The sequence below is a fragment of the Pseudomonas sp. 3A(2025) genome, assembly GCF_054589175.1.
This window is the reverse complement of sequence record NZ_BAAILM010000039.1, coordinates 284,824-305,884: the sequence shown is the minus strand read 5'-3', so window position 1 is coordinate 305,884 and position 21,061 is coordinate 284,824. Positions and strand designations below refer to the sequence as shown.

At 60.8% G+C, this 21,061-nt stretch carries 17 protein-coding genes and 2 pseudogenes; 11 read left to right on the top strand and 8 right to left on the bottom strand.

What is annotated here, in order from left to right; translation table 11 throughout:
- Nucleotides 1-6 precede the first annotated feature (6 nt).
- Together ACYP2A_RS16960 and ACYP2A_RS16955 are read left to right on the top strand one after the other, a co-directional pair.
- Nucleotides 7-2,235 carry a TonB-dependent siderophore receptor gene (locus ACYP2A_RS16960; RefSeq protein ID WP_459746735.1) on the top strand — a complete coding sequence of 743 codons (2,229 nt, stop codon included), beginning with the start codon at nucleotides 7-9 and terminating at the stop codon, nucleotides 2,233-2,235.
- Complete coding sequence (locus tag ACYP2A_RS16955) at nucleotides 2,235-3,128, top strand: alpha/beta hydrolase (RefSeq protein ID WP_459746733.1); 894 nt, start codon at nucleotides 2,235-2,237, stop codon at nucleotides 3,126-3,128. Before ACYP2A_RS16960 ends, ACYP2A_RS16955 begins: the two co-directional genes overlap by 1 nt.
- Nucleotides 3,129-3,132: 4 nt before the next feature.
- Here ACYP2A_RS16955 and ACYP2A_RS16950 read toward each other — a convergent pair whose 3' ends face one another.
- The 4 genes from ACYP2A_RS16950 to ACYP2A_RS16935 all read right to left on the bottom strand — a co-directional run bounded on the left by ACYP2A_RS16950 (nucleotide 3,133) and on the right by ACYP2A_RS16935 (nucleotide 5,681).
- Nucleotides 3,133-3,579, bottom strand: coding sequence for a RidA family protein (locus tag ACYP2A_RS16950; RefSeq protein WP_459746731.1), 447 nt, complete (start codon nucleotides 3,577-3,579; stop codon nucleotides 3,133-3,135).
- A 26-nt stretch (nucleotides 3,580-3,605) separates the two neighbouring features.
- Nucleotides 3,606-4,613 (bottom strand): alpha/beta fold hydrolase, encoded by a 1,008-nt coding sequence (locus ACYP2A_RS16945; protein WP_459746729.1) that lies wholly within the window; start codon nucleotides 4,611-4,613, stop codon nucleotides 3,606-3,608.
- Between the two features lie 182 nt (nucleotides 4,614-4,795).
- Nucleotides 4,796-5,215, bottom strand: coding sequence for a DUF3010 family protein (locus tag ACYP2A_RS16940; RefSeq protein ID WP_459746727.1), 420 nt, complete (start codon nucleotides 5,213-5,215; stop codon nucleotides 4,796-4,798).
- Between the two features lie 55 nt (nucleotides 5,216-5,270).
- The gene (locus ACYP2A_RS16935; protein ID WP_459746725.1) at nucleotides 5,271-5,681 is read right to left on the bottom strand and encodes a lysozyme inhibitor LprI family protein; all 411 of its coding nucleotides are present in this window, start codon (nucleotides 5,679-5,681) and stop codon (nucleotides 5,271-5,273) included.
- A 231-nt stretch (nucleotides 5,682-5,912) separates the two neighbouring features.
- Here ACYP2A_RS16935 and ACYP2A_RS16930 point away from each other — a divergent pair, with 231 nt between their 5' ends.
- The 6 genes from ACYP2A_RS16930 (at nucleotide 5,913) to etfB (ending at nucleotide 13,755) form a co-directional block, all read left to right on the top strand.
- On the top strand, nucleotides 5,913-6,890 hold the full coding sequence (locus ACYP2A_RS16930; RefSeq protein WP_459746724.1) for a dipeptidase: 978 nt from the start codon (nucleotides 5,913-5,915) through the stop codon (nucleotides 6,888-6,890).
- Nucleotides 6,891-6,974: 84 nt separating this feature from the next.
- Nucleotides 6,975-7,505: a DUF5943 domain-containing protein gene (locus ACYP2A_RS16925; RefSeq protein ID WP_459746723.1), complete on the top strand. Its 531-nt coding sequence runs from the start codon at nucleotides 6,975-6,977 to the stop codon at nucleotides 7,503-7,505.
- 116 nt (nucleotides 7,506-7,621) lie between these two features.
- Complete coding sequence (gene dgcA / locus ACYP2A_RS16920) at nucleotides 7,622-9,682, top strand: dimethylglycine demethylation protein DgcA (protein ID WP_459746721.1); 2,061 nt, start codon at nucleotides 7,622-7,624, stop codon at nucleotides 9,680-9,682.
- Nucleotides 9,683-9,792: 110 nt separating this feature from the next.
- Nucleotides 9,793-11,745 carry a dimethylglycine demethylation protein DgcB gene (gene dgcB, locus ACYP2A_RS16915; RefSeq protein ID WP_459746720.1) on the top strand — a complete coding sequence of 651 codons (1,953 nt, stop codon included), beginning with the start codon at nucleotides 9,793-9,795 and terminating at the stop codon, nucleotides 11,743-11,745.
- Complete coding sequence (gene etfA, locus ACYP2A_RS16910) at nucleotides 11,745-12,965, top strand: electron transfer flavoprotein subunit alpha (RefSeq protein WP_459746718.1); 1,221 nt, start codon at nucleotides 11,745-11,747, stop codon at nucleotides 12,963-12,965. The genes dgcB and etfA overlap by 1 nt, the downstream gene beginning before the upstream one ends.
- Entirely contained in the window at nucleotides 12,955-13,755 is an 801-nt protein-coding gene (gene etfB / locus ACYP2A_RS16905) for an electron transfer flavoprotein subunit beta (protein ID WP_459746716.1), read from the top strand. Before etfA ends, etfB begins: the two co-directional genes overlap by 11 nt.
- Nucleotides 13,756-14,476: 721 nt before the next feature.
- On the opposite strand, the gene gbcA is transcribed toward etfB, so the two are convergent.
- The gene (gene gbcA / locus ACYP2A_RS16900; RefSeq protein WP_459746714.1) at nucleotides 14,477-15,775 is read right to left on the bottom strand and encodes a glycine-betaine demethylase subunit GbcA; all 1,299 of its coding nucleotides are present in this window, start codon (nucleotides 15,773-15,775) and stop codon (nucleotides 14,477-14,479) included.
- 491 nt (nucleotides 15,776-16,266) lie between these two features.
- Between gbcA and gbcB the strand changes: the two genes are divergently transcribed.
- Nucleotides 16,267-17,367 carry a glycine-betaine demethylase subunit GbcB gene (gbcB, locus tag ACYP2A_RS16895; protein ID WP_459746712.1) on the top strand — a complete coding sequence of 367 codons (1,101 nt, stop codon included), beginning with the start codon at nucleotides 16,267-16,269 and terminating at the stop codon, nucleotides 17,365-17,367.
- Between the two features lie 158 nt (nucleotides 17,368-17,525).
- On the opposite strand, the pseudogene ACYP2A_RS16890 reads toward gbcB, so the two are convergent.
- Nucleotides 17,526-18,611: pseudogene (locus ACYP2A_RS16890) on the bottom strand (methyl-accepting chemotaxis protein); the annotation flags it as partial.
- Between the two features lie 48 nt (nucleotides 18,612-18,659).
- Nucleotides 18,660-19,085: pseudogene (locus tag ACYP2A_RS16885) on the bottom strand (MCP four helix bundle domain-containing protein); the annotation flags it as partial.
- A 386-nt stretch (nucleotides 19,086-19,471) separates the two neighbouring features.
- On the opposite strand from ACYP2A_RS16885, the gene ACYP2A_RS16880 reads away from it, so the two are divergent.
- Both ACYP2A_RS16880 and ACYP2A_RS16875 read left to right on the top strand, forming a co-directional pair.
- Entirely contained in the window at nucleotides 19,472-19,705 is a 234-nt protein-coding gene (locus tag ACYP2A_RS16880; protein ID WP_459746710.1) for a hypothetical protein, read from the top strand.
- Nucleotides 19,702-20,001, top strand: a complete 300-nt coding sequence (locus ACYP2A_RS16875) for a cell division protein ZapA (RefSeq protein ID WP_459746708.1) — start codon at nucleotides 19,702-19,704, stop codon at nucleotides 19,999-20,001. Before ACYP2A_RS16880 ends, ACYP2A_RS16875 begins: the two co-directional genes overlap by 4 nt.
- On the opposite strand, the gene ACYP2A_RS16870 is transcribed toward ACYP2A_RS16875, so the two are convergent.
- Nucleotides 20,002-21,042 (bottom strand): threonine aldolase family protein, encoded by a 1,041-nt coding sequence (locus tag ACYP2A_RS16870; protein WP_459746706.1) that lies wholly within the window; start codon nucleotides 21,040-21,042, stop codon nucleotides 20,002-20,004.
- Nucleotides 21,043-21,061 lie beyond the last annotated feature (19 nt).

Sequence of the window (21,061 nt, the reverse complement as noted above, 5' to 3'; positions counted from 1 at the left end):
TCACTGATGTCTGTGCGCCTGTCACCCCTGCCGTTAACCACTTTGCTGCTGTCGGGTTGCTGCCTGTTGCCCGTTGCCGTACGGGCCGCCGATGCGGCGCTTGAACTGCCCAGCCAGACCGTACTGGCCACCGCCGAAGAAGAGGTCAAGCAGGCGCCCGGTGTGTCAATAATCACGGCTGACGACATCAAGAAACACCCGCCCGGCAATGACCTGTCGCAGATCATTCGCACCATGCCGGGGGTCAATCTGACCGGCAACTCCAGCAGCGGCCAGCGCGGCAATAACCGCCAGATCGACATCCGTGGCATGGGTCCGGAAAACACCCTGATCCTGGTGGATGGCAAGCCGGTGGGCAGCCGCAATTCGGTGCGTTACGGCTGGCGTGGCGAGCGTGACAGCCGGGGCGACAGCAACTGGGTGCCGGCCGATCAGGTCGAGCGTATCGAGGTGCTGCGTGGCCCGGCAGCGGCGCGCTACGGTAACGGCGCAGCGGGTGGGGTGGTGAACATCATTACCAAGAAGCCGGGCACTGAAACCCATGGCTCGGCGACGGTCTACAACTCGATTTCCCAGCACTCCGAAGAGGGCGCGACCCGGCGCATGAACTTCGGCCTCAATGGCCCGCTGACCGACAGCCTCAGTTACCGGGTTTACGGCAACGTCGCCAAGACCGATTCGGACGACGCCGACATCAACCAGGGCCATGAATCGCTGCGTACCGGTAATCAGATCGGCACCTTGCCGGCCGGGCGCGAAGGCGTGCGTAACAGGGATCTCAATGGCTTGCTGAGCTGGAAGCTGTCGCCCGAGCAGACGATTGATCTGGAAGCCGGCTTCAGCCGCCAGGGCAACATCTATACCGGCGATACCCAGAACACCAACAGCAACAGCACGGTGCAGAACCTGCTGGGCCATGAAACCAATCACCTGTATCGCCAGACCTTCTCGGTCACCCATCGCGGCGACTGGGATTTCGGTACCAGCCTGGCTTACCTGCAATACGAGAAAACCCGCAACACCCGGATCAACGAAGGCCTGGCCGGCGGCACCGAGGGGATTTTCTCCAACAGCAGCGTCTACACCACGACACTCAACGACCTGACTGCCCACGGCGAGGTCAACCTGCCGCTGCACCTGGGTGTCGACCATGTCCTGACCCTGGGCACCGAATGGGTCGAGCAGAAGCTCGACGATCCAAGTTCCAACACCCAGACCACCACGGCCGGTGGCACGGTGTCCGGCATTGCCAGCAGCAACCGCAGCACCGAATCGGCATCGCGGATTGCTTCGCTGTTTGTCGAAGACAATATCGAACTGTTGCCGGGCACCAGGCTGACGCCGGGCCTGCGCTTCGACCACCATGACATTGTCGGCGATAACTGGAGCCCGTCGCTCAACCTGTCGCAGGTGCTGACCGACACCATCACCCTCAAGGCCGGTATCGCCCGTGCGTACAAAGCGCCGAACCTGTACCAGCTCAATCCCAACTACCTGCTCTACAGCAACGGCCAGGGCTGCTACGGCTCGACCACCAGTTGCTATCTGCAAGGTAATGCCGACCTTGAGGCCGAGACCAGCGTCAACAAGGAGCTGGGCATCGAGTACCGCGACAACGGCTGGGTGGCCGGGCTGACTTACTTCCGTAACGACTACAAGAACAAGGTCGAGTCCGGTCTGACGCCGGTCGGCACGGCCAGCGGCGGCACTGGCAGCACCGCCAATGCCAATATCTTCCGCTGGGAAAACGTGCCCAAGGCGCTGGTCGAAGGCCTGGAAGGTACGCTCAATATCCCGCTGGCCGATGGTCTGGACCTGAGCAACAACTTCACCTACATGCTGCAATCGAAGAACAAGCAGACCGGTGACGTGCTCTCGGTCACGCCCAAGTACACGCTCAACTCGACCCTTGACTGGCAGGCCACCGATGCATTGTCGCTGCGTGCCAGCGTGGCCTGGTACGGCAAGCAGACGCCGAAGAAATACGACTACCACGGTAATCGCGTCACCGGCACCGCCAACAACCAGCTCTCGCCCTATGCGCTGGCCGGGATCAGCGGCACCTATGAGCTGAGCAAGAACCTGAGCCTGTCGGCCGGCATCGACAACCTGTTCGACAAACGCCTGTACCGCGAGGGCAACGCGCAAGGCGTGAATAATATCGAAGGGGCAGGCGCTGCGACCTATAACGAGTCCGGGCGGACCTTGTACACCAGCCTGACGGCCTCGTTCTGATGGGCCGCCTGGCACTGGCCGGCCTTGCCCTGTGCGCTTGTATTTCCAGCGTGCAGGCCAGGCCACCGGCCGATGAAAAAATGAACGGGGACATTCTGCAACGTCAGGATTTGCCCTATCGCTTCGAGCAACAGCGCCTGGACTCGGCCGATGGCCTGCGTCATTACCGTCTGTGGGTTGGCATACCAAAACGCCCGGCACCGGCCAGCGGCTATCGCGTAGCGTATCTGCTGGACGGCAATGCCGCCGTTGGCGCGCTGGATGACGCGCTATTAACGGCACTGGATCAGGGCAGTCCGCCGCTGCTGGTCGCCATCGGCACCGACACCCCGCTGCGCATTGATCGCAGCGCCCGAACGCTGGATTACACGCCAAGGCGTGAGGCAGCGGTGCAGCTCGATCCGCTGACCAACGAACCCAGCGGTGGCGCCGATGCGTTTCTTGACTTGCTGCAACAGCGCATCAAACCGCTGGTCGCCAGTCATTATCGCGTTGATGCACAGCGGCAGACCTTGTGGGGGCATTCTTATGGCGGGTTACTGGTCTTGCATGCCTTGCTGAGCCGCCCCGGCGAGTATCAGCATTACGCAGCGGCCAGCCCGTCGCTGTGGTGGGGCGACGGCGCGATTCTGGAGGAGCAGAAAGGTTTTGCGACACGCCTGAGGGGCCAGCCGCTGAGTCTGTTGCTGATGCGTGGCGAGCAAGAGCCGGCGGTGCCGGGGCGGGCCGCCGCCAGCCGTGTGGATGAGAGCAGCGCGGCGCAACTGACCGAGGCGCTGGCACACAACCCCAGCCTGCAAGTGCAGTACCAGGTGTTTCCGGGCCTGGGTCATGGGCCAATGCTGGCCGAGTCACTGCGTTACACCTTGCAGTGGCTGGCCAGGCAGCCTTGAGCGCTTATTTAGCGGCGATGCATTCCACTTCTACCCGCGCCTCAAGGGCCAGACCCTTGACGGCCACAGCGCTTCGGGCCGGGAAGGGTTTGCTGAAGTAGGTGCGATAAACATCATTGAAGGCGGACCATTCGGACATGTCGGCCAGAAATACCGTGCACTTGATGATGTTGTTCATCTTGAAGCCGCTGGCTTCGGTGCCTCGCTTGACGTTGTCCATGACCTGTCGGGTTTCGGCCTCGATACCGCCCGGTACCAGATTATTCTGGCCGGGCACGATGCCCAACTGGCCGGACATGAACAGCAGGTTGCCAACTTTGGCGGCACTGGAAAACGGATAGTTCTCGTTATGGCCGAAATCGAGAATCTCGACCTTGTTATCGGACTTGGCATTGGCTTGAAACGCCAACAATGAGGCGCAGAGCGAAATAGCCCAGGCTGTCTTATTCATGGGTAAAGTCCTTGCTTAAATAATTATTACAGTGCGAGTGCTTTTAACAGTGTCGGGTAAAACTGTTGTGGGGCCTGCAAGTGTGGCGAATGCCCCAGTGTTTCAAACTCGACCAGTGTCGAACCTGGAATGCGTTTGGTGGCAGCTTTACCCAGCTCGGCATAGTTGGCCAGTGTGGCCATCACCGCAGGCGATGCGCCATGGCTGATCGCTGTTTTATCGGTCAGGCCGATAAATAGCGTGGTGGGCATCTTCAGGTGTTCAAACTCGTGAACCACCGGCTCGTTAAATATCATGTCGTAGGTGAGTGCCGCGTGCCAGGCAATGACGGGTAGTTGCGGGCCACTGAACAGGTGTGCCTGCATATCGACCCAACGCTGTAGCTCGGGTCGCCATTCGCCGTTGTAATGCACGCGCTGCTGGTACGTTTTAAGGCCGGCTGCGCTGAAGCCGAGTTCTTCTTCATAGTAGCCATCGACACCTTTATACGGCACCCCGAGGGCTTTCCAGTCTTCGAGGCCCAGCGGATTGATCAACGCCAGTTGCTCGGTGGCTTCGGGGTACATCAGGGCATAGCGCGCCGCCAGCATGCCACCCATGGAGTGGCCGATGACCGTGCTGCGGGTAATGCCCAGGGTTTGCAGCAACTCATGCGTATTGCTGGCCAGTTGCTGGAAGCTGTATTGGTAGTGCCCGGGCTTGCTGGATTTGCAGAAACCGATCTGGTCCGGGGCGATGACTCGATAGCCGTTATCGCTCAGGGTCTTGATCGTGTCGGTCCAGGTGTCGGCGCAGAACAACTTGCCGTGCATCAATACGACGGTGCGGTTTTTCGGCGTGCTGTTCTTGCTGGCCGCTACATCGATATAGGCCATCTGGATATTTTGTTGTTGTGAGGCAAACTGATGGCGTTGTACGGGATAGTGGTAATCGAACGCTTCAAGTTCAGTACCAGTGGCCGGCGCGACAGGGATGCTCTTGGCCTGTGCCGTGGCGGTGAAGGCCAGTAATGTGCCAGTAATCAATAATTTCATGGGGCGTTTAAACTACGCAAGCAAGCGAAAGTGCTGGGTGATTAGTAACGGTGATGCTCGCTTGTTGCAAATGTGCGTGTGTTGCGAAAGTTTCAAAGCTGCAACTTTATAATTTCAAGGCGTGCCTGCGCGACGATGGCCAAAAAAGACACACCGCCGGTTTCAAGGCCTGCCGCTGGCTTTTACGCTAGTTTGGCCAGTGCAGCACAGGCTGCCTTGTACGCTTCATGCTGATATTTGTTCAGCGAATCGGGCAGGACAAAATTGTGTTTTTTGTTTGCTGCATTGATCGTCTGCGGTGACAGCAGGGTCACTTCGCAGTCGGCCAGCAGCTGAAAAATCGTCTCGATCTTGAACGTCGTCGGACCGCCGGCGAATTCGCCTTTCTTGCTGCGCTTCTTGATCACGATATGGCCGATGCCGTTTTCGCGCACGAAGGCAGCAATGCGGGTGGCGAAGTCCTTGACGTTGGCGGACTCGTCATCGTCGGCCAGCGCCACCTTGCGGGTCGCCAGCGGCAGGTGGCCGATGCTGTCGTTCTGGCGGGTAGCCAGGGCAAAAATGGCTTCGCTGCCTTTGATTTCCACACCGCAAATAATCATGTCATGCCCTGTGTCTTTCGTTGAAAGGCCACAGGGTAGCGCATTAACAGGCTGATTATTCCTGTGCGATCGACTCCAGATATTCCGAGCGTTCGTCGCTCATCCGCGCAATACAGTCGTTTTCGCTGATTTTGAACGCCTTGCTGCCGGCCGCCGACGGGAACACTTCGACGGCGCAGTCGGTGTCGCGCAGTTTTTCCCAGGCTTTCTGGGCGTCCTTGAGCTTGTTGGTGAAGTCGTTGAACTGGGTCTTGTTGGCCACGAACTGCGATTGCACCCGGTTGAGCAGGTTCTGGAAGTTTTCCTTGAGCAGTGCCTCGGCGGTCTCGCGGCTATAGACGGAGCATTCCAGGGTCTGGTTGTCGCTGTCGACGCCATCGCACGGGGAGGTTTCAGGCTCTTGTGCCGCCCAGACGCTGCTTGCCATTGCACCTGTCAGTGCCAGTCCCAGGAAAAAGGTTTTCATCTATCACGCTCCAATCCATTAATGCCCTGAATTCTGGCTCAAGCGCATGACAAAGAACAGGTTTGCCATGCAGGCAGGTGACTGGGCAGTACCCTTTGTCGCGGATTGACGCTTTCGGCAATTCCCCTGTCGTTTTTGCATCCGGCTCCCCTGCGCCTGCGGCATATGCTGGCCCCATTAGCGCCGACAGCCGATTTGGCGCGCAAGCACCTATATAAAGGGGACTGCCTGATGAGCCCAGCCGAACTTCACGCCGACAGCATCGTTATTGACGGGCTGATCATCGCCAAGTGGAATCGCGAACTGTTCGAAGACATGCGCAAGGGCGGCCTGACCATGGCCAACTGCACCGTGTCGGTATGGGAAGGCTTCCAGGCCACGGTCAACAGCATCAGCAGCAGCATGAAGCTGATGCGCGAAAACAGCGACCTGGTCATGCCGGTCCACACCACCGCCGACATCCGCAAGGCCAAAGAGATTGGCAAGACCGGCATCCTGTTCGGCTTCCAGAACGCGCACGCTTATGAAGACCAGATCGGCTATGTCGAGATCTTCAAGAAGCTCGGCGTGGGCATTGTGCAGATGTGCTACAACACCCAGAACCTGGTTGGCACCGGTTGCTACGAGCGCGACGGCGGCCTGTCGGGCTTCGGTCGCGAAATCGTTGCCGAAATGAACCGCGTCGGGGTCATGTGCGACCTGTCCCACGTGGGTTCGAAAACTTCCGAAGAAGTCATCCTCGAATCGAAAAAGCCGGTCTGCTACTCCCACTGCCTGCCGTCGGGCCTTAAAGAGCATCCGCGCAACAAGTCCGATGAAGAACTGAAGTTCATCGCCGATCACGGCGGTTTCGTCGGCGTCACCATGTTCGCGCCGTTCCTGGCCAAGGGAATCGACTCGACCATCGACGATTATGCCGAGGCCATCGAGTACACCATGAACATCGTCGGCGAAGACGCCATCGGCATCGGCACCGACTTCACCCAGGGCCATGGCCAGGACTTCTTCGAGTACCTGACCCACGACAAGGGCTACGCCCGTCGCCTGACCAGCTTCGGCAAGATCATCAACCCGCTGGGCATCCGCACCGTGGGTGAATTCCCCAACCTGACCGAGACCCTGCTCAAGCGCGGCCACTCCGAGAGCGTGGTGCGCAAGATCATGGGCGAGAACTGGGTGCGCGTTCTCAAGGATGTCTGGGGCGAATAAAGCGCCTTTGCAGCGCTGACACCTTCCATTCAGGGCAAACAGCGGTTTGCCCCATCACAAGAATTTTTCTGGAGTCAAGTTTCCATGGCCAAGATCGCCCCGCAACTGCCCATCGAAGTCGACAGCGAGACCGGTATCTGGACGTCCGATGCCCTGCCGATGCTGTATGTACCGCGCCATTTCTTCGTCAACAACCACATCGGTATCGAAGAAGTGCTGGGCGCCGACGCGTATGCAGAAATCCTCTACAAGGCCGGCTACAAGTCTGCCTGGCACTGGTGCGAGAAAGAAGCCGAATGCCATGGTCTGGAAGGCGTCGCAGTGTTCGAGCACTACATGAAGCGCCTGTCGCAGCGCGGCTGGGGCCTGTTCAAGATCCAGGACATCGATCTGGATAAAGGCACCGCCAGCGTGACCCTTGAGCACTCGGCGTTCGTGTACGTGTACGGCAAGGTTGGCCGCAAGGTCGACTACATGTTCACCGGCTGGTTCGCCGGTGCCATGGACCAGATTCTGGCCGCCCGTGGCAGCTCGATCCGCACCGTAGCCGAACAGGTTTATGGAGGCTCCGAAGAGGGCCATGACGACGGTCTGTTTGTCGTCAAACCACTTTAACCGCGCCGTTGGAAAGCACCGCGAGTAAAGCTCTGGCAAGGCGAAACCGGCCCATCCGGTTTCGCACCATTAGACCGAGCAGATGCCGCCCGCTTTCGCCTTGAGGAGTTTTGGAAATGGCTTTTGAAGCGATGTTCCAGCCGATCCAGATCGGCAAGCTGACCATTCGTAACCGTGTGCTCAGTACCGCCCACGCCGAGGTGTATGCCACCGACGGCGGCATGACCACCGAACGCTACGTCAAATATTACGAAGAGAAGGCCAAGGGCGGTATCGGCCTGGCCATCTGTGGCGGCTCCTCGGTGGTGGCCATCGACAGCCCGCAAAGCTGGTGGAAGTCGGTCAACCTGGCCACCGACCGGATCATCCCGCATTTCCAGAACCTCGCTGACGCCATGCACAAGCACGGCGCCAAGATCATGATCCAGATTACCCATATGGGCCGTCGCTCGCGTTGGGACGGCGATCACTGGCCGACCCTGATGTCGCCGTCGGGCATCCGCGAGCCGGTGCACCGCGCGACCTGCAAGACCATCGAACCCGAAGAAATCTGGCGCATCATCGGCAACTACGCCCAGGCCGCGCGCCGGGCGATGGAAGGTGGCCTGGACGGCATCGAACTGTCGGCAGTGCACCAGCACATGATCGACCAGTTCTGGAGCCCTCGGGTCAACAAGCGCACCGACGAATGGGGCGGCAGCTTCGAGGGCCGGATGAAGTTCGGCATGGAAGTGCTCAAGGCGGTGCGCGCCGAAGTCGGTCGCGACTTCTGCGTGGGCATGCGCATCTGTGGTGACGAATTTCACCCCGATGGCCTGTCGCACGACGACATGAAGCAGATCGCCAAGTACTACGACGACACCGGCCTGCTGGACTTCTTCGGCGTGATCGGCTCGGGCTGCGATACCCACAACACCCTGGCCAACGTTATCCCCAACATGAGTTATCCACCGGAGCCGTTCCTGCATCTGGCCGCCGGTATCAAGGAAGTGGTCAAGATCCCGGTGCTGCACGCGCAGAATATCAAGGACCCCAACCAGGCCACGCGGATTCTGGAAGGCGGCTATGTCGACATGGTCGGCATGACCCGCGCGCACATCGCCGACCCGCACCTGATCGCCAAGATCAAGATGGGCCAGATCGACCAGATCAAGCAGTGCGTGGGCGCCAACTACTGCATCGACCGCCAGTACCAGGGCCTGGACGTGCTGTGCATCCAGAACGCTGCAACGTCGCGTGAATACATGGGCGTGCCGCACATCATCGAGAAATCCACCGGGCCGAAGCGCAAGGTGGTGATCGTCGGTGCCGGCCCTGCGGGCATGGAAGCGGCGCGGGTGGCGGCCGAGCGCGGCCACGACGTGACCCTGTTCGAAAAGAAAGACGCCATCGGCGGGCAGATCACCACGGCCTCCAAAGCGCCGCAACGCGACCAGATCGCCGGCATCACCCGTTGGTATCAACTGGAACTGGCGCGCCTGAAAGTCGACCTGCGCCTGGGCACTGCGGCAGACGCGGCGACCATTCTCGACCTGCGTCCGGATATCGTGGTGCTGGCGGTGGGCGGCCATCCCTTCCTGGAGCAGAACGAACACTGGGGGGCGGACGAAGGACTGGTGGTCAGCAGCTGGGACATCCTCGACGGCAAGGTCGCGCCGGGCAAGAACGTGCTGGTCTACGACACCATTTGTGAATTCACCGGCATGTCGGCGGCGGACTTCCTGGCGGACAAGGGCTGCCAGGTCGAAATCGTCACCGACGACATCAAGCCGGGCGTGGCGATGGGCGGCACGACCTTCCCGACCTACTACCGCAGCATGTACCCCAAAGAGGTGATCATGACCGGGGACATGATGCTGGAGAAGGTCTACCGCGAAGGTGACAAGCTGATTGCCGTGCTGGAGAACGAATACACCGGCGCCAAAGAGGAGCGGGTGGTCGACCAGGTGGTGGTCGAGAACGGCGTGCGTCCGGACGAGGCGATCTACTACGCGCTCAAGGAAGGCTCGCGCAACAAGGGCCAGATCGACATCGACGCCCTGTTCGCCATCGCGCCGCAACCGATGCTCAGCCAGCCGGGCGACGGTTACCTGCTGTACCGGATCGGCGACTGCGTCGCACAGCGCAACGTCCACGCGGCGATCTACGACGGGCTCAGGCTCTGCAAAGATTTTTAAGAACAGCTGCAAGCCTCAAGCTGCAAGCCACAAGAGTAAAGCAGACCCGCAGCGCTGCTGTTTCTTGCAGCTTGTAGCTTGCAACTTGCACCTCGTCAGAGGTGATCCAGATGTTGAGTACTATTCTCCCGATTCTGCTGTTCGCCGCCCTGGGCCTTGGTGTCCTGGGCGCCTTGCGGCGGGTCAAGCTGTGGCGTAACGGCCGCGCCTCGAAAGTCGACTTGCTCGGCGGCCTGCTGGCCATGCCCAAGCGCTACATGGTCGACTTGCACCATGTGGTGGCCCGCGACAAATACATCGCCAACACCCACGTGGCCACCGCCGGTGGTGCGGTGGCGTCGATCGTGCTGGCAATTGTGGTGCACGGCTTTGGCCTGCATAACCAGATTCTTGGCTATGCGCTGCTGTTGATGACGGCGGTGATGTTCGTCGGCGCGATCTTCGTTTTCCGCAGGCGCCTGAACCCGCCATCGCGCCTGTCCAAAGGCCCGTGGATGCGCCTGCCGAAAAGCCTGCTGGCGTTCTCGGCGAGCTTCTTCGTATTGACCCTGCCGGTGGCCGGCATCCTGCCTGCCGATTTTGGTGGCTGGGTGCTGGCGGCGATTCTGGCGCTGGGCGTGCTGTGGGGCGTGAGCGAGCTGTTCTTCGGCATGACTTGGGGCGGGCCGATGAAGCACGCCTTCGCCGGTGCCCTGCACCTGGCCTGGCACCGGCGCGCCGAGCGTTTCGGCGGCGGTCGTTCGACCGGCCTCAAGCCGCTGGACCTCGACGACCCGCAAGCGCCACTGGGTGTCGAAAAACCCAAGGACTTCACCTGGAACCAGTTGCTGGGCTTCGACGCCTGCGTGCAGTGCGGTAAATGCGAAGCCGCCTGCCCGGCGTTCGCCGCCGGCCAGCCGCTGAACCCGAAAAAGCTGATTCAGGACATGGTCGTCGGCCTGGCCGGCGGGACCGATGCCAACTTCGCCGGTAGCCCGTACCCTGGTAAAGCGATTGGCGAACACGGCGGTCACCCGCATCAGCCGATCGTCAACGGCCTGGTGGATGCCGAGACCCTGTGGTCGTGCACCACCTGCCGCGCGTGCGTCGAAGAGTGCCCGATGATGATCGAGCACGTCGATGCCATCGTCGACATGCGTCGCCACCTGACCTTGGAACGCGGCGCCACGCCGAACAAGGGCGCCGAGGTGCTGGATAACCTGATCGCCACCGACAACCCCGGCGGCTTCAACCCCGGCGGCCGGCTGAACTGGGCAGCGGACCTGAACCTGAATCTGTTCAGCGAAAAGAAAAGCGCCGATGTGCTGTTCTGGGTCGGCGATGGTGCGTTCGACATGCGCAACCAACGCACGCTGCGCGCCTTCATCAAAGTGCTCAAGGCGGCGGGCGTCGACTTTGCCGTGCTGGGCCTCGAGGAGCGCGACAGCGGTGACGTGGCCCGGCGTCTGGGTGATGAGGCGACCTTCCAGACCCTGGCCAAGCGCAACATCCAGACCCTGGCGCGTTATCGCTTTGCGCGCATCGTGACCTGCGACCCGCACAGCTTCCATGTGCTCAAGAATGAATACGGCGCGTTTGGCGGCGAGTATCAGGTGCAGCATCACAGCACCTTTATCGCCGAACTGATTCAGGCCGGCGCGCTGAATCTGGGCCAGCACAAAGGCGGCAGTGTGACCTATCACGACCCGTGCTACCTGGGCCGCTACAACGGCGAATACGAGGCGCCGCGTGAGGTGCTGCGTGCGCTGGGCATCGAGGTCAAGGAAATGCAGCGTTCCGGTTTCCGCTCGCGCTGCTGTGGCGGTGGCGGCGGTGCGCCGATCACCGACATTCCTGGCAAACAGCGGATTCCTGACATGCGCATGGACGACATCCGCGAAACCGCCGCTGAACTGGTGGCCGTCGGTTGCCCGCAATGCACCGCCATGCTTGAAGGCGTGGTCGAGCCACGCCCGTTGATCAAGGACCTGGCCGAATTGGTGGCTGATGTCTTGATCGAAGACGACGCCGCCCCGGCCCGCCAGCCGGCACAGACCAAACGTGAACCTGCGGAGGTGCACTGATGAGCGACATTATCCGCCGCGACCCACGCGCCGAGTGGATCGCCCGTAACCGCCTGCACCCGCTGCATGCCGCCATGCAACCGGTGCAGGATCGCTGGATGGGGCCTAATGGAGTCCTGCGTAAAAAAGTCCATGGCATCGGCTTTATCGGCCCCAACGGCCTCAAGCGCATCGACCGCAGCGGCGCGCAGCAGGGCGGCGCGGTCAAGCGCAGCGCCGCTGTGGAGGTACAACTGCCACTGCACAGCGTCGCGCAGCCGGCGTTCATTATCAGCGTGGTGCCAGACATGGTCGGCGGCCGCCTGAGCAGCCACGACCGCGACCTGCTTGGGCTGGCGCGGCAACTGGCCGGCAGCGACGGCGCGGTACTGGCCGTGGTGTTTGGCGACCATAAAGAAAGCGCGTTCGACACGGCGGGTGTAGATCGCCTGCTGGTGTTGACCGATGACAGTTTTGAAGGCTATTCACCGGAACAACGCGTTCAAGGCCTGCGGGCTGTGGATAACCAGTTCGACCCGCGCCACTGGCTGCTGCCTGACAGCCGCACCGGTGGCGGCGAACTGGGCCGGCGCTTTGCCGCCAGCCTCGGCGAGCGCCCGGCCACGCGGGTCTGGCAGATCAAGGACGGCCAGTGCAGCGCGCGTGCCGGTGCCGGCCGCGAAGACCTGGTGCGGCCATTGGCGCGGTTGATTCTGGCCGCCGCCGAATGCGCCGAGCCGGTCAGCGAAACCCGTCACCAAGCCTTGCCCGTAGAGTTATCCACAAGCGTGGCGCGCAGCTTGCCGCGCATCGAAGACCTGGGCGCTGTCGCCGTCGACCCGGCGGCGATTCCGATGGCCGAATCGGAGTTCATTTTCTCTGGCGGCAACGGCGTCAAGGACTGGGACCTGTTCCACCGCACCGCCGCCGTGCTTGGCGCCACCGAAGGCGCTTCGCGGGTGGCGGTGGACAACGGCTTCATGGCCCGCGACCGCCAGGTTGGCGCCACCGGCACCTGGGTCACGGCGCGGGTGTACATGGCCGTCGGGATCTCCGGGGCCATCCAGCACCTGCAAGGTATTGGCGCCTGCGACAAGGTGGTAGCGATCAACATGGACCCTGGCTGCGACATGATCAAACGCGCCGACCTGTCGGTGATTGGCGACAGCAGCGAGCTGTTCGCTGCGCTGATCGCCGCTGTGGATGCCTGGCGTAATGGAGAGAAACGTGATGCAGCCTAAGCCCGCGACCACGAACAAACCGGCCTTGCAGGTCATCAGCCTGGTCTCGGTCGGCTCGCACCCGACCTCCGGCCGCGCCCGCCGCGCCGAACAGGACGCCCGCGCCGTCGAGCTGGGTTTACGCCTGGTTGGGGATAACTTGCAGATGCTGCACGCTGGCAATCCCGAAGAACCGGCATTGCGTGCCTACCTGGGCATGGGCCTGGACGAAATGCACATCCTCGAACAACCGGCCGGTAGCGATGCCTTGCCGGCCCTGACCGAGTACATCCGCGACTGCAACGTGCAAATGGTGCTGACCGGCAGCCAGGCTGAAACCGGTGAAGGCTCGGGCATGCTGCCGTTTCTGCTCGCCGAGCGCCTGGGCTGGCCACTGGTGATCGGTCTTGCCGAAGTTGAGTCGCTGGAAAACGGCACTGCCCTGGTGCTGCAAGCCCTGCCACGCGGCCAGCGCCGCCGGCTCAAGGTGCGCCTGCCGTTCCTGGCAACGGTGGATAACTCGGGACCCACACCCCGGCAAAGCGCCTACGGCCCGGCGCGGCGCGGTGTATTGGGGGTGGATCAGGTTGAGGTGGTCAACGACGCGTTACTCACAGGCGACAGCCTGCAACCGGCCAAGCCACGCCCCAAGCGCTTGAAAGTGATCAAGGCCAAGAGCGGCGCCGACCGTATGAAAGCCGCGACCGCCAAGGCCAGTGGGGGCGGCGGCAAGGTGCTCAAGGGCGTGAGTGCGCAGGAGGGCGCCGAGGCGATTCTGAAGCTGCTGATTGAAGAGGGGGTGATTCGCTAGCTTCATCCCGTTCTTTGCGGCTGAGGTGGACTCCCACCCGGCCGCAAACGGTTCCCCACGTTTTATCCACTGCCCCATTCTCCTGTTCAACCTGCTTTACACACATTCCCTGTGCGCCTGACTGTGGATAAGGTGTTTGCTGCTGTCTGCAGGCCTTTAAATACGTGGCTTACAGAGGGTTGTTCAATTAATGATCAATTCGTCTTGCGATTTGTCATGTGGATAAAGCATCCACCGCTCAGCACATTCATCCACAACTGCCCACAATCTCTGTTGGTGTGCCTGTGCATAAGATGTTGGCTGTACGCTGTAATCATTGATTTATAAGACTTTTATTGGTTTGGTCAAAAAACGTACAAATTGGCCTGGTATTCATTTGATCCCAGTCTTGCACCTTGAAATTCAAGCCTTTGCCGCGTTTTCCACAAGTGAAGGCCGCTGGGGACAGAGTTGCCCCCAAAGTCTGTTGGTGTATCTGTGGACAAGATGTTCGTGATTCCCCAGACGCCTTTATTTACGTGGGTTTCAGAGGCTTGATCAATAAGTGATCAAGGATGTTTGCTCACATTTTCTGTGGGCCGGGCTGTGGATAAGTTGTTGGTGGATGGCGGCAAGGGCCGTAGATGCTGGTGTGTACGACAGCAGGTTGTTTTTTGAACAACGCAGGTACAAAAAAGCCCGCCCCTTAATCAGGGGCGGGCTCTTGGCAAGGCTTGAGCGATTATTTGCTCTGCACCTGCACCCCTTTGAGGTAAGGCGCAGGCTCCGCACCCAGGTTTTCCAGCACGCGGGCGCTGTACCAGTCGATGAAGTTGACCACGCCGAACTCGTAGGTCTTGGAGTACGGGCCTGGCTGGTAGGCGGTGGAGTTGATGCCGCGCTGGTTCTCTTCAGCCAGGCGACGGTCCTGGTCGTTGGTGGCGTCCCACACCTCACGCAGGCGCGCCACGTCGTAGTCGACGCCTTCGACCGCATCCTTGTGCACCAGCCACTTGGTGGTGACCATGGTTTCCTGCGCACTGATCGGCCACACGGTGAAGACGATGAGGTGATCGCCCATGCAGTGGTTCCAGGAGTGCGGCAGGTGCAGGATGCGCATCGAGCCCAGGTCCGGGTTCTGGATGCGGCCCATCAGCTTTTTGCTGCCCTGCTGGCCGTCCATGGTCATCGACACGGTGCCCTTGAGCAGCGGCATGCGCACGATACGGTTGCGCAGGCCGAAGCCGGCGTGCAGGTAAGGGATTTTCTCGGCTTCCCACTTGGCTGCCGACTCGGCCACGTGGTCCTTGAACGACTGGGTGGCACGCGGATCGTGGGTGTCGTCCCATTCCAGCAGGGTGTTGAGCAGTTCAGGGTGCGAGCCGCTGCAGTGGTAGCACTCGCGGTTGTTTTCCAGCACCAGCTTCCAGTTGGCCTTTTCCATCAAGGTGGTCTGCACCGCCACCTTGGTGTTCTCCATGTCGTAAGGTTCCATGTAGTGGCTCAGGGTGGCCAGGAACTCGTCGATGGCGGGCGGGTTTTCCGCCAGGCTGATGAAGATGTAACCGCCGGCGGTTTTGACGTTGATCGGCTTGAGGCTGAACTTCGACATATCGAAGTCTTCGCCCATCTCGGTGCCGGCGTACAGCAGGCGGCCGTCCAGCTCGTAGGTCCACTGGTGATAATGGCAGACCAGCTTGGCGACCTTGCCTTTCTCGGCCGTGCAAAGGCGCGAGCCACGATGGCGGCAGACGTTGTGGAACGCATTGACCTTGTCGTCCGGGCCACGGACGATCAGCACCGGGTTGTTGCCGATCTGCAAGGTCAGGTAGTTGCCTTTCTTGGGGATCTCGCAGGTCATGCCGGCAATCAACCACTCTTTGTGGAAGATTTCCTGCATGTCGATCTGGAACAGCCGCTCGTCGTTATAGAACGGCTGTGGCAGCGAATAGGTGCGTTCGCGGTTTTGCAGCATCTCGGCAGTCGCCTTGCGTGCTGCTTCAAGTGGGTCGCCCAGGCTCAGGTTTGCAGTGACGTCCATCTTTGGATTCCTCAAGACCGCCTCGGGCGGTCGCGGCTGTGGCTAATACGGTTGGTTGGCGGTGCACGCAAGGCGATCTCTTGGGCACCTCTAAAAACTACCTGCGTTGTCATCGCTGCGTTAAAAACAGGCTCGGAATGCTCATTTACAATCCGTAAAGTCGAACGCGACTCCGACCGTTCCTCGCCTGTTTTTGTGGGGCCGCCATCGGTATTGCACTGACTGCCTCGCCTACGTTTTTAGAGGCACCCTTTTTTGGTCGCTCTTGCCGGGAATTATCGCGTAACTGGTTAGCGGCGAGTGTGGAGATGCGCGAGGTAACAACCTTATCCATGCGCGACATGGCCGAATCCGTTCCCGACGGGCAAGTCCATGCCCTTGGGGGCTGGTCGCCGTAAGTACGTCAATGTCGCTGATAGATAAATGGCGGGGCAGGGCGTTACGCAGAATTCGCCTCATAAAAGGCCGACAGTCGGCCGTGGAGATCGAGCATGTCCCAAACCTTCCTCAACCCGGTCAACACCCAGACATGGGCCAACGGTCGTCACGCGGTGCGCGTGGTCAAAGTCATTCAGGAAACCTGGGACGTACGCACGTTTTGCTTCATGGCCGACCAGCCGATCATGTTCTTTTTCAAGCCGGGGCAGTTCGTCACCCTGGAGCTGGAAATCGACGGCCAGCCGGTCATGCGCTCGTATACCATTTCCAGCGCACCGTCGGTGCCGTACAGCTTTTCGATCACCGTCAAGCGCGTGCCGGGCGGCAAGGTCTCCAACTTTTTGCACGACACCCTGCATGAAGGCCAGGAGCTGGCCGTGCACGGTCCGGTGGGGCTGTTCAACGCCATCGACTTCCCCAACCCGAAGATTCTGTACCTCAGCGGCGGTGTCGGTATCACGCCGGTGATGTCGATGGCACGCTGGTACTACGATACCAACGCCAATGTCGACATGGTCTTCGTGCACAGCGCCCGCACGCCCAAGGACATCATCTATCACCGCGAGCTGGAGCACATGGCGTCGCGGATCGACAACTTCAGCCTGCACCTGATCTGCGAGAAGCACGGGCTGGGCGAGCCGTGGGCCGGTTATCGCGGCTACCTGAACATCCGAATGCTGGAACTGATGGCGCCGGACTTCCGCGACCGCGAAGTGTTCTGCTGCGGGCCGACGCCGTACATGAGCGCGATCAAGCGCATGTTGCAGGACAACGGCTTCAACATGGCCCAGTACCATGAAGAGTCGTTCGGCGCGACGCCGCCCGAAGCCAAGGCCGATGCGGTGGAACATGCCGAGCAAGCCGCCGAGGCGCCGAATGTCGATGCCAGCGACCTGCACGAAGTGGCCTTTACCGACACCGGCAAGAGCATTCGCATCACCCCGGGCGAAACCGTGCATGCGGCGGCGGCCAAGCTGGGCCTGATGATCCCCAAAGCCTGCGGCATGGGCATCTGCGGCACCTGCAAGGTGATGAAGCTCAGCGGCGAAGTGGAGATGGAGCACAACGGCGGCATCACCGAGGACGACGAAGCCGAGGGTTACATCCTGTCGTGCTGTAGCATTCCGAAGAGCGATGTACGCATCGAGTATTGAGCGGACCGCCCGGGCGGCGAACCGTAGGACCGTAGGACCGACTTTAGTCGGGAAGCAGGCACCGCATAACGGCTGTTCGCGGCTAAAGCCGCTCCTACGGGGTAATACCGATCAGTTAAGGCAAAACACGCTCACTCCGAGGGGAGGCGGATCACCGGTCAGAGGTTGAAACGCATCACCATGCTGTTGAGGTCCACCGCCAGGCGCGACAGTTCGGTGCTGGCGGCCGAGGTCTGACTGGCGCCGGTGGCGGTCTGGGTCGACAGGTCGCGGATGTTCACCAGGTTACGGTCGACCTCGCGGGCCACCTGGGCCTGTTCTTCGGCAGCACTGGCGATCACCAGGTTGCGCTCGTTGATTTGCTCCACCGCCGCATGAATGGTGTCCAGCGCAAGACCCGCGCCCTTGGCGATACTCAATGTCGACTCGGCGCGCTCGGTGCTGCTGCGCATGGCGCCGACGGCCTGCTCGGTGCCGCCTTGAATGGTGTCGATCATCCGCTCGATTTCGCTGGTCGATTGCTGCGTGCGGTGCGCCAGCGCACGCACTTCATCGGCCACCACCGCAAAGCCGCGTCCGGCTTCGCCGGCGCGTGCTGCCTCGATGGCGGCATTGAGGGCCAGCAGGTTGGTCTGGTCGGCCAGGCCACGAATCACGTCCAGCACTTTGCCGATATCCCGCGATTGCTCGGCCAGATGGCTGATTTGCTCGGCACTGCCTTGCACATCGCGGCTCATGCGCTCGATGGCGGTGACGGTTTCGACCACCAGGTCGCGGCCGTCGCGGGCCGATGTCGTGGCGTTTTGTGAGGCTTGCGAGGTGTCGTTGGCATTGCGCGCCACCTCCTCGACCGCACTGGTCATCTCGTTGACCGCTGTGGCGGCCTGTTCGATTTCATTGTTCTGCCGACCCAGGCCGCGGGCGCTTTCGTCGGTGACGGCATTGAGCTCTTCGGCGGCCGACGCCAGTTGCGAGGCCGAGCCTGAAATGCGCTGCAAAGTGTCGCGCAGCTTGTTCTGCATGGTGTGCATGGCTTGCAACAAACGCCCGGCTTCGTCGCTGCCGTCGACCTGAATGGGTTGGGTCAGGTTGCCTTCGGCAATGGTTTCTGCGGCCTTCAAGGCCTGGGCAATCGGCTGGGTGATGCTACGCGTCAGCAGCCAGGCGAACAGCAGGGTCAGAAAGGTGGCGACGATCAGAAGACCGACCACCAGCCTGAAGGCATCCTGATACTGCTCGGTGGCCTCGGCGGTGGTGTGGTTCAGTTGTGTGGTGTTGAACTCGACCATTTTTGCGATCAGCACGTTGATCTGGTCGGAGTTTTCCATCATCTCGTTGTTGAGCAGGCCTTGCAGGCCCTCGATATTGTTGGTTCTGGAAAAATCGAGCAGGCGCGCTTCGAGCGTGTGCTGCGTGCTGAGCAATTGCAGGTACTGGTTGTAGAGCGCCTGTTCCTGCGGGTCATCGATCAACGGCTCGTACAGCTTGCGGGCTTCGTCGATCTGCTGGTTGCGCAGCACGATGGTTTCTTTGGTTTTCTGCTGGACATCGGGTTCACGGTTGACCATCAGCCGATAGGACAACACCCGTATGCGCTGGGTCAGTTCGTTGATGCGATCCAGAGACTTGATGGTCGGTACGCTGTTGTTGGCCAGATTTTCCGTGGCGCTGCGGATCTTGCTCATCTGCGACAGGGCGAACACCCCGAGGATCAGCATGAGTGCGCCGATCAGGGCAAAACCAAGGAAGGCGCGTGGCGCGATATTCATAGTGCGTAGAGACATAAATAAGGGCTTCCAGAACGTAAGGCGCAACCCATATGGTGTGCCGGCGATAACGCTCTGACCCGAAGCTCTGGCAATCGGTTGCATTCGGTGATGGCAAAAAAGTATCACGGAGTTTCGACCCTGAAGGCAGGCCTGGAGGCCGGATTTGACCGGCGGCGGGAACCGAAACCAGCAGGCAAAGTCACATAGACCCTTGAAGGCGCCCGGTCTTGCCTCCACTTATAGCCAAAGGCCGGTTTTAAAGGCCTGAACGCTGGCATGCACCCTCACTTTTCTTTATGGTGTGTGCCCCCATGGAACTTGTACGAGTAATCAGAATGTTGGAAACGTCCCTCAGCCAGTTGGAACAACTCGTCAGCGACCTGGTGCAACAGAACCAGCAACTGCAGAACACGACCGAGCAACTGCGTGCCGAACTGTCCCAGGCCCGTGAAGAGAACGACAGCCTGCAGTTGAACCTGCTGGAGCAGGAAGAAAAACAAGGCAGCACTGCCGCACGCATCCAGGCTCTGGTTGAGCGCGCTACCAGCGCCAATACTGTGAACGCATGAGTTCAGCGAGTGATGTGACGGTCTTCTCGATCCTGGGCCAGGACTACTCGGTCAAGGCCCCGGCCGGCGAGGAGCAGGCCCTGCTGCAGGCCGCCGCAATGCTCCAGGCGTCGTTGGCCGACACCAAGCGCCAGTACCCGGCCCTGATCGGTGACCGGTTACTGGTGCTGGCGGCCCTGAACCTGTGCTCGCGGCACCTTGAGCTCAAAGAGCAGCACAAGGTGGAGCTGGCGCGCTATCAGGAACAGGTCGAAGCCACGGTCGAAGCGATCTCGCGGACCATTTCGCAGAGTTGATCAGGCCTGCATCACCTGGCGGATATCGGCCGCCAGTTGTCGCACGCGTGCTTCTTCGGTATCCCAGGAGCACATGAAGCGGGCGCCGCCCTTGCCGATAAAGGTATAGAAGCGCCAGCCCAGCCCGGTCAGGGCGGCGATGGCCGGTTCCGACAGTTGCAGGAACACGCCGTTGGCCTGTACCGGGAACATCAGCTCGACACCCGGCACATCCTTGACCAGTTCGGCCAGCAACTGCGCGCAGTGGTTGGCGTGGCGGGCGTGTTTGAGCCAGGCATCGTTTTCGAGCAAGCCCACCCAGGGCGCCGACAGATAACGCATCTTTGAAGCCAGTTGGCCGGCCTGCTTGCAGCGGTAGTCGAAGTCTTCGGCCAGCTCGCGGTTGAAGAACAGAATCGCCTCGCCGACCGCCATGCCGTTTTTGGTCCCGCCAAAACACAACACATCCACACCGGATTTCCAGGTCAGCTCGGCCGGCGTACAGCCCAGGTATGCGCAGGCGTTGGAAAAGCGCGCGCCGTCCATGTGCAGGTGCAGGTTCAGTTCCTTGCAGGTGGCGCTGATCGCCTTGAGTTCTTCAGGCTGATAAACGGTGCCGACTTCGGTGGCCTGGGTCAGGGTCACGACCCGGGGTTTGGGGTAGTGAATGTCCTGACGCTTGAGGGCGATTTCACGAATCGACTCAGGACTCAGCTTGCCGCCGACGCTGGGTGCGACCAGCAATTTCGAACCGTTGGAGAAAAACTCCGGGGCGCCGCATTCGTCGGTTTCGACGTGGGCGGTTTCCGAGCAGATGACACTGTGATAACTCTGGCACAGCGCCGACAGCGCCAGCGAGTTGGCCGCCGTGCCGTTGAAGGCGAAGAACACTTCGCAGTCGGTTTCGAACAAGCGACGGAATTCATCGGCGGCCCGCGCCGTCCATTGATCGTCGCCATAGGCGCGTTGATGCCCGTGGTTCGCCTGCTCCATGGCTGCCCAGGCTTCTGGGCAGATGCCGGAATAATTGTCGCTGGCGAACTGTTGGCTCTGGTCTGGCATGGCCGAATCCTTGTGGTCG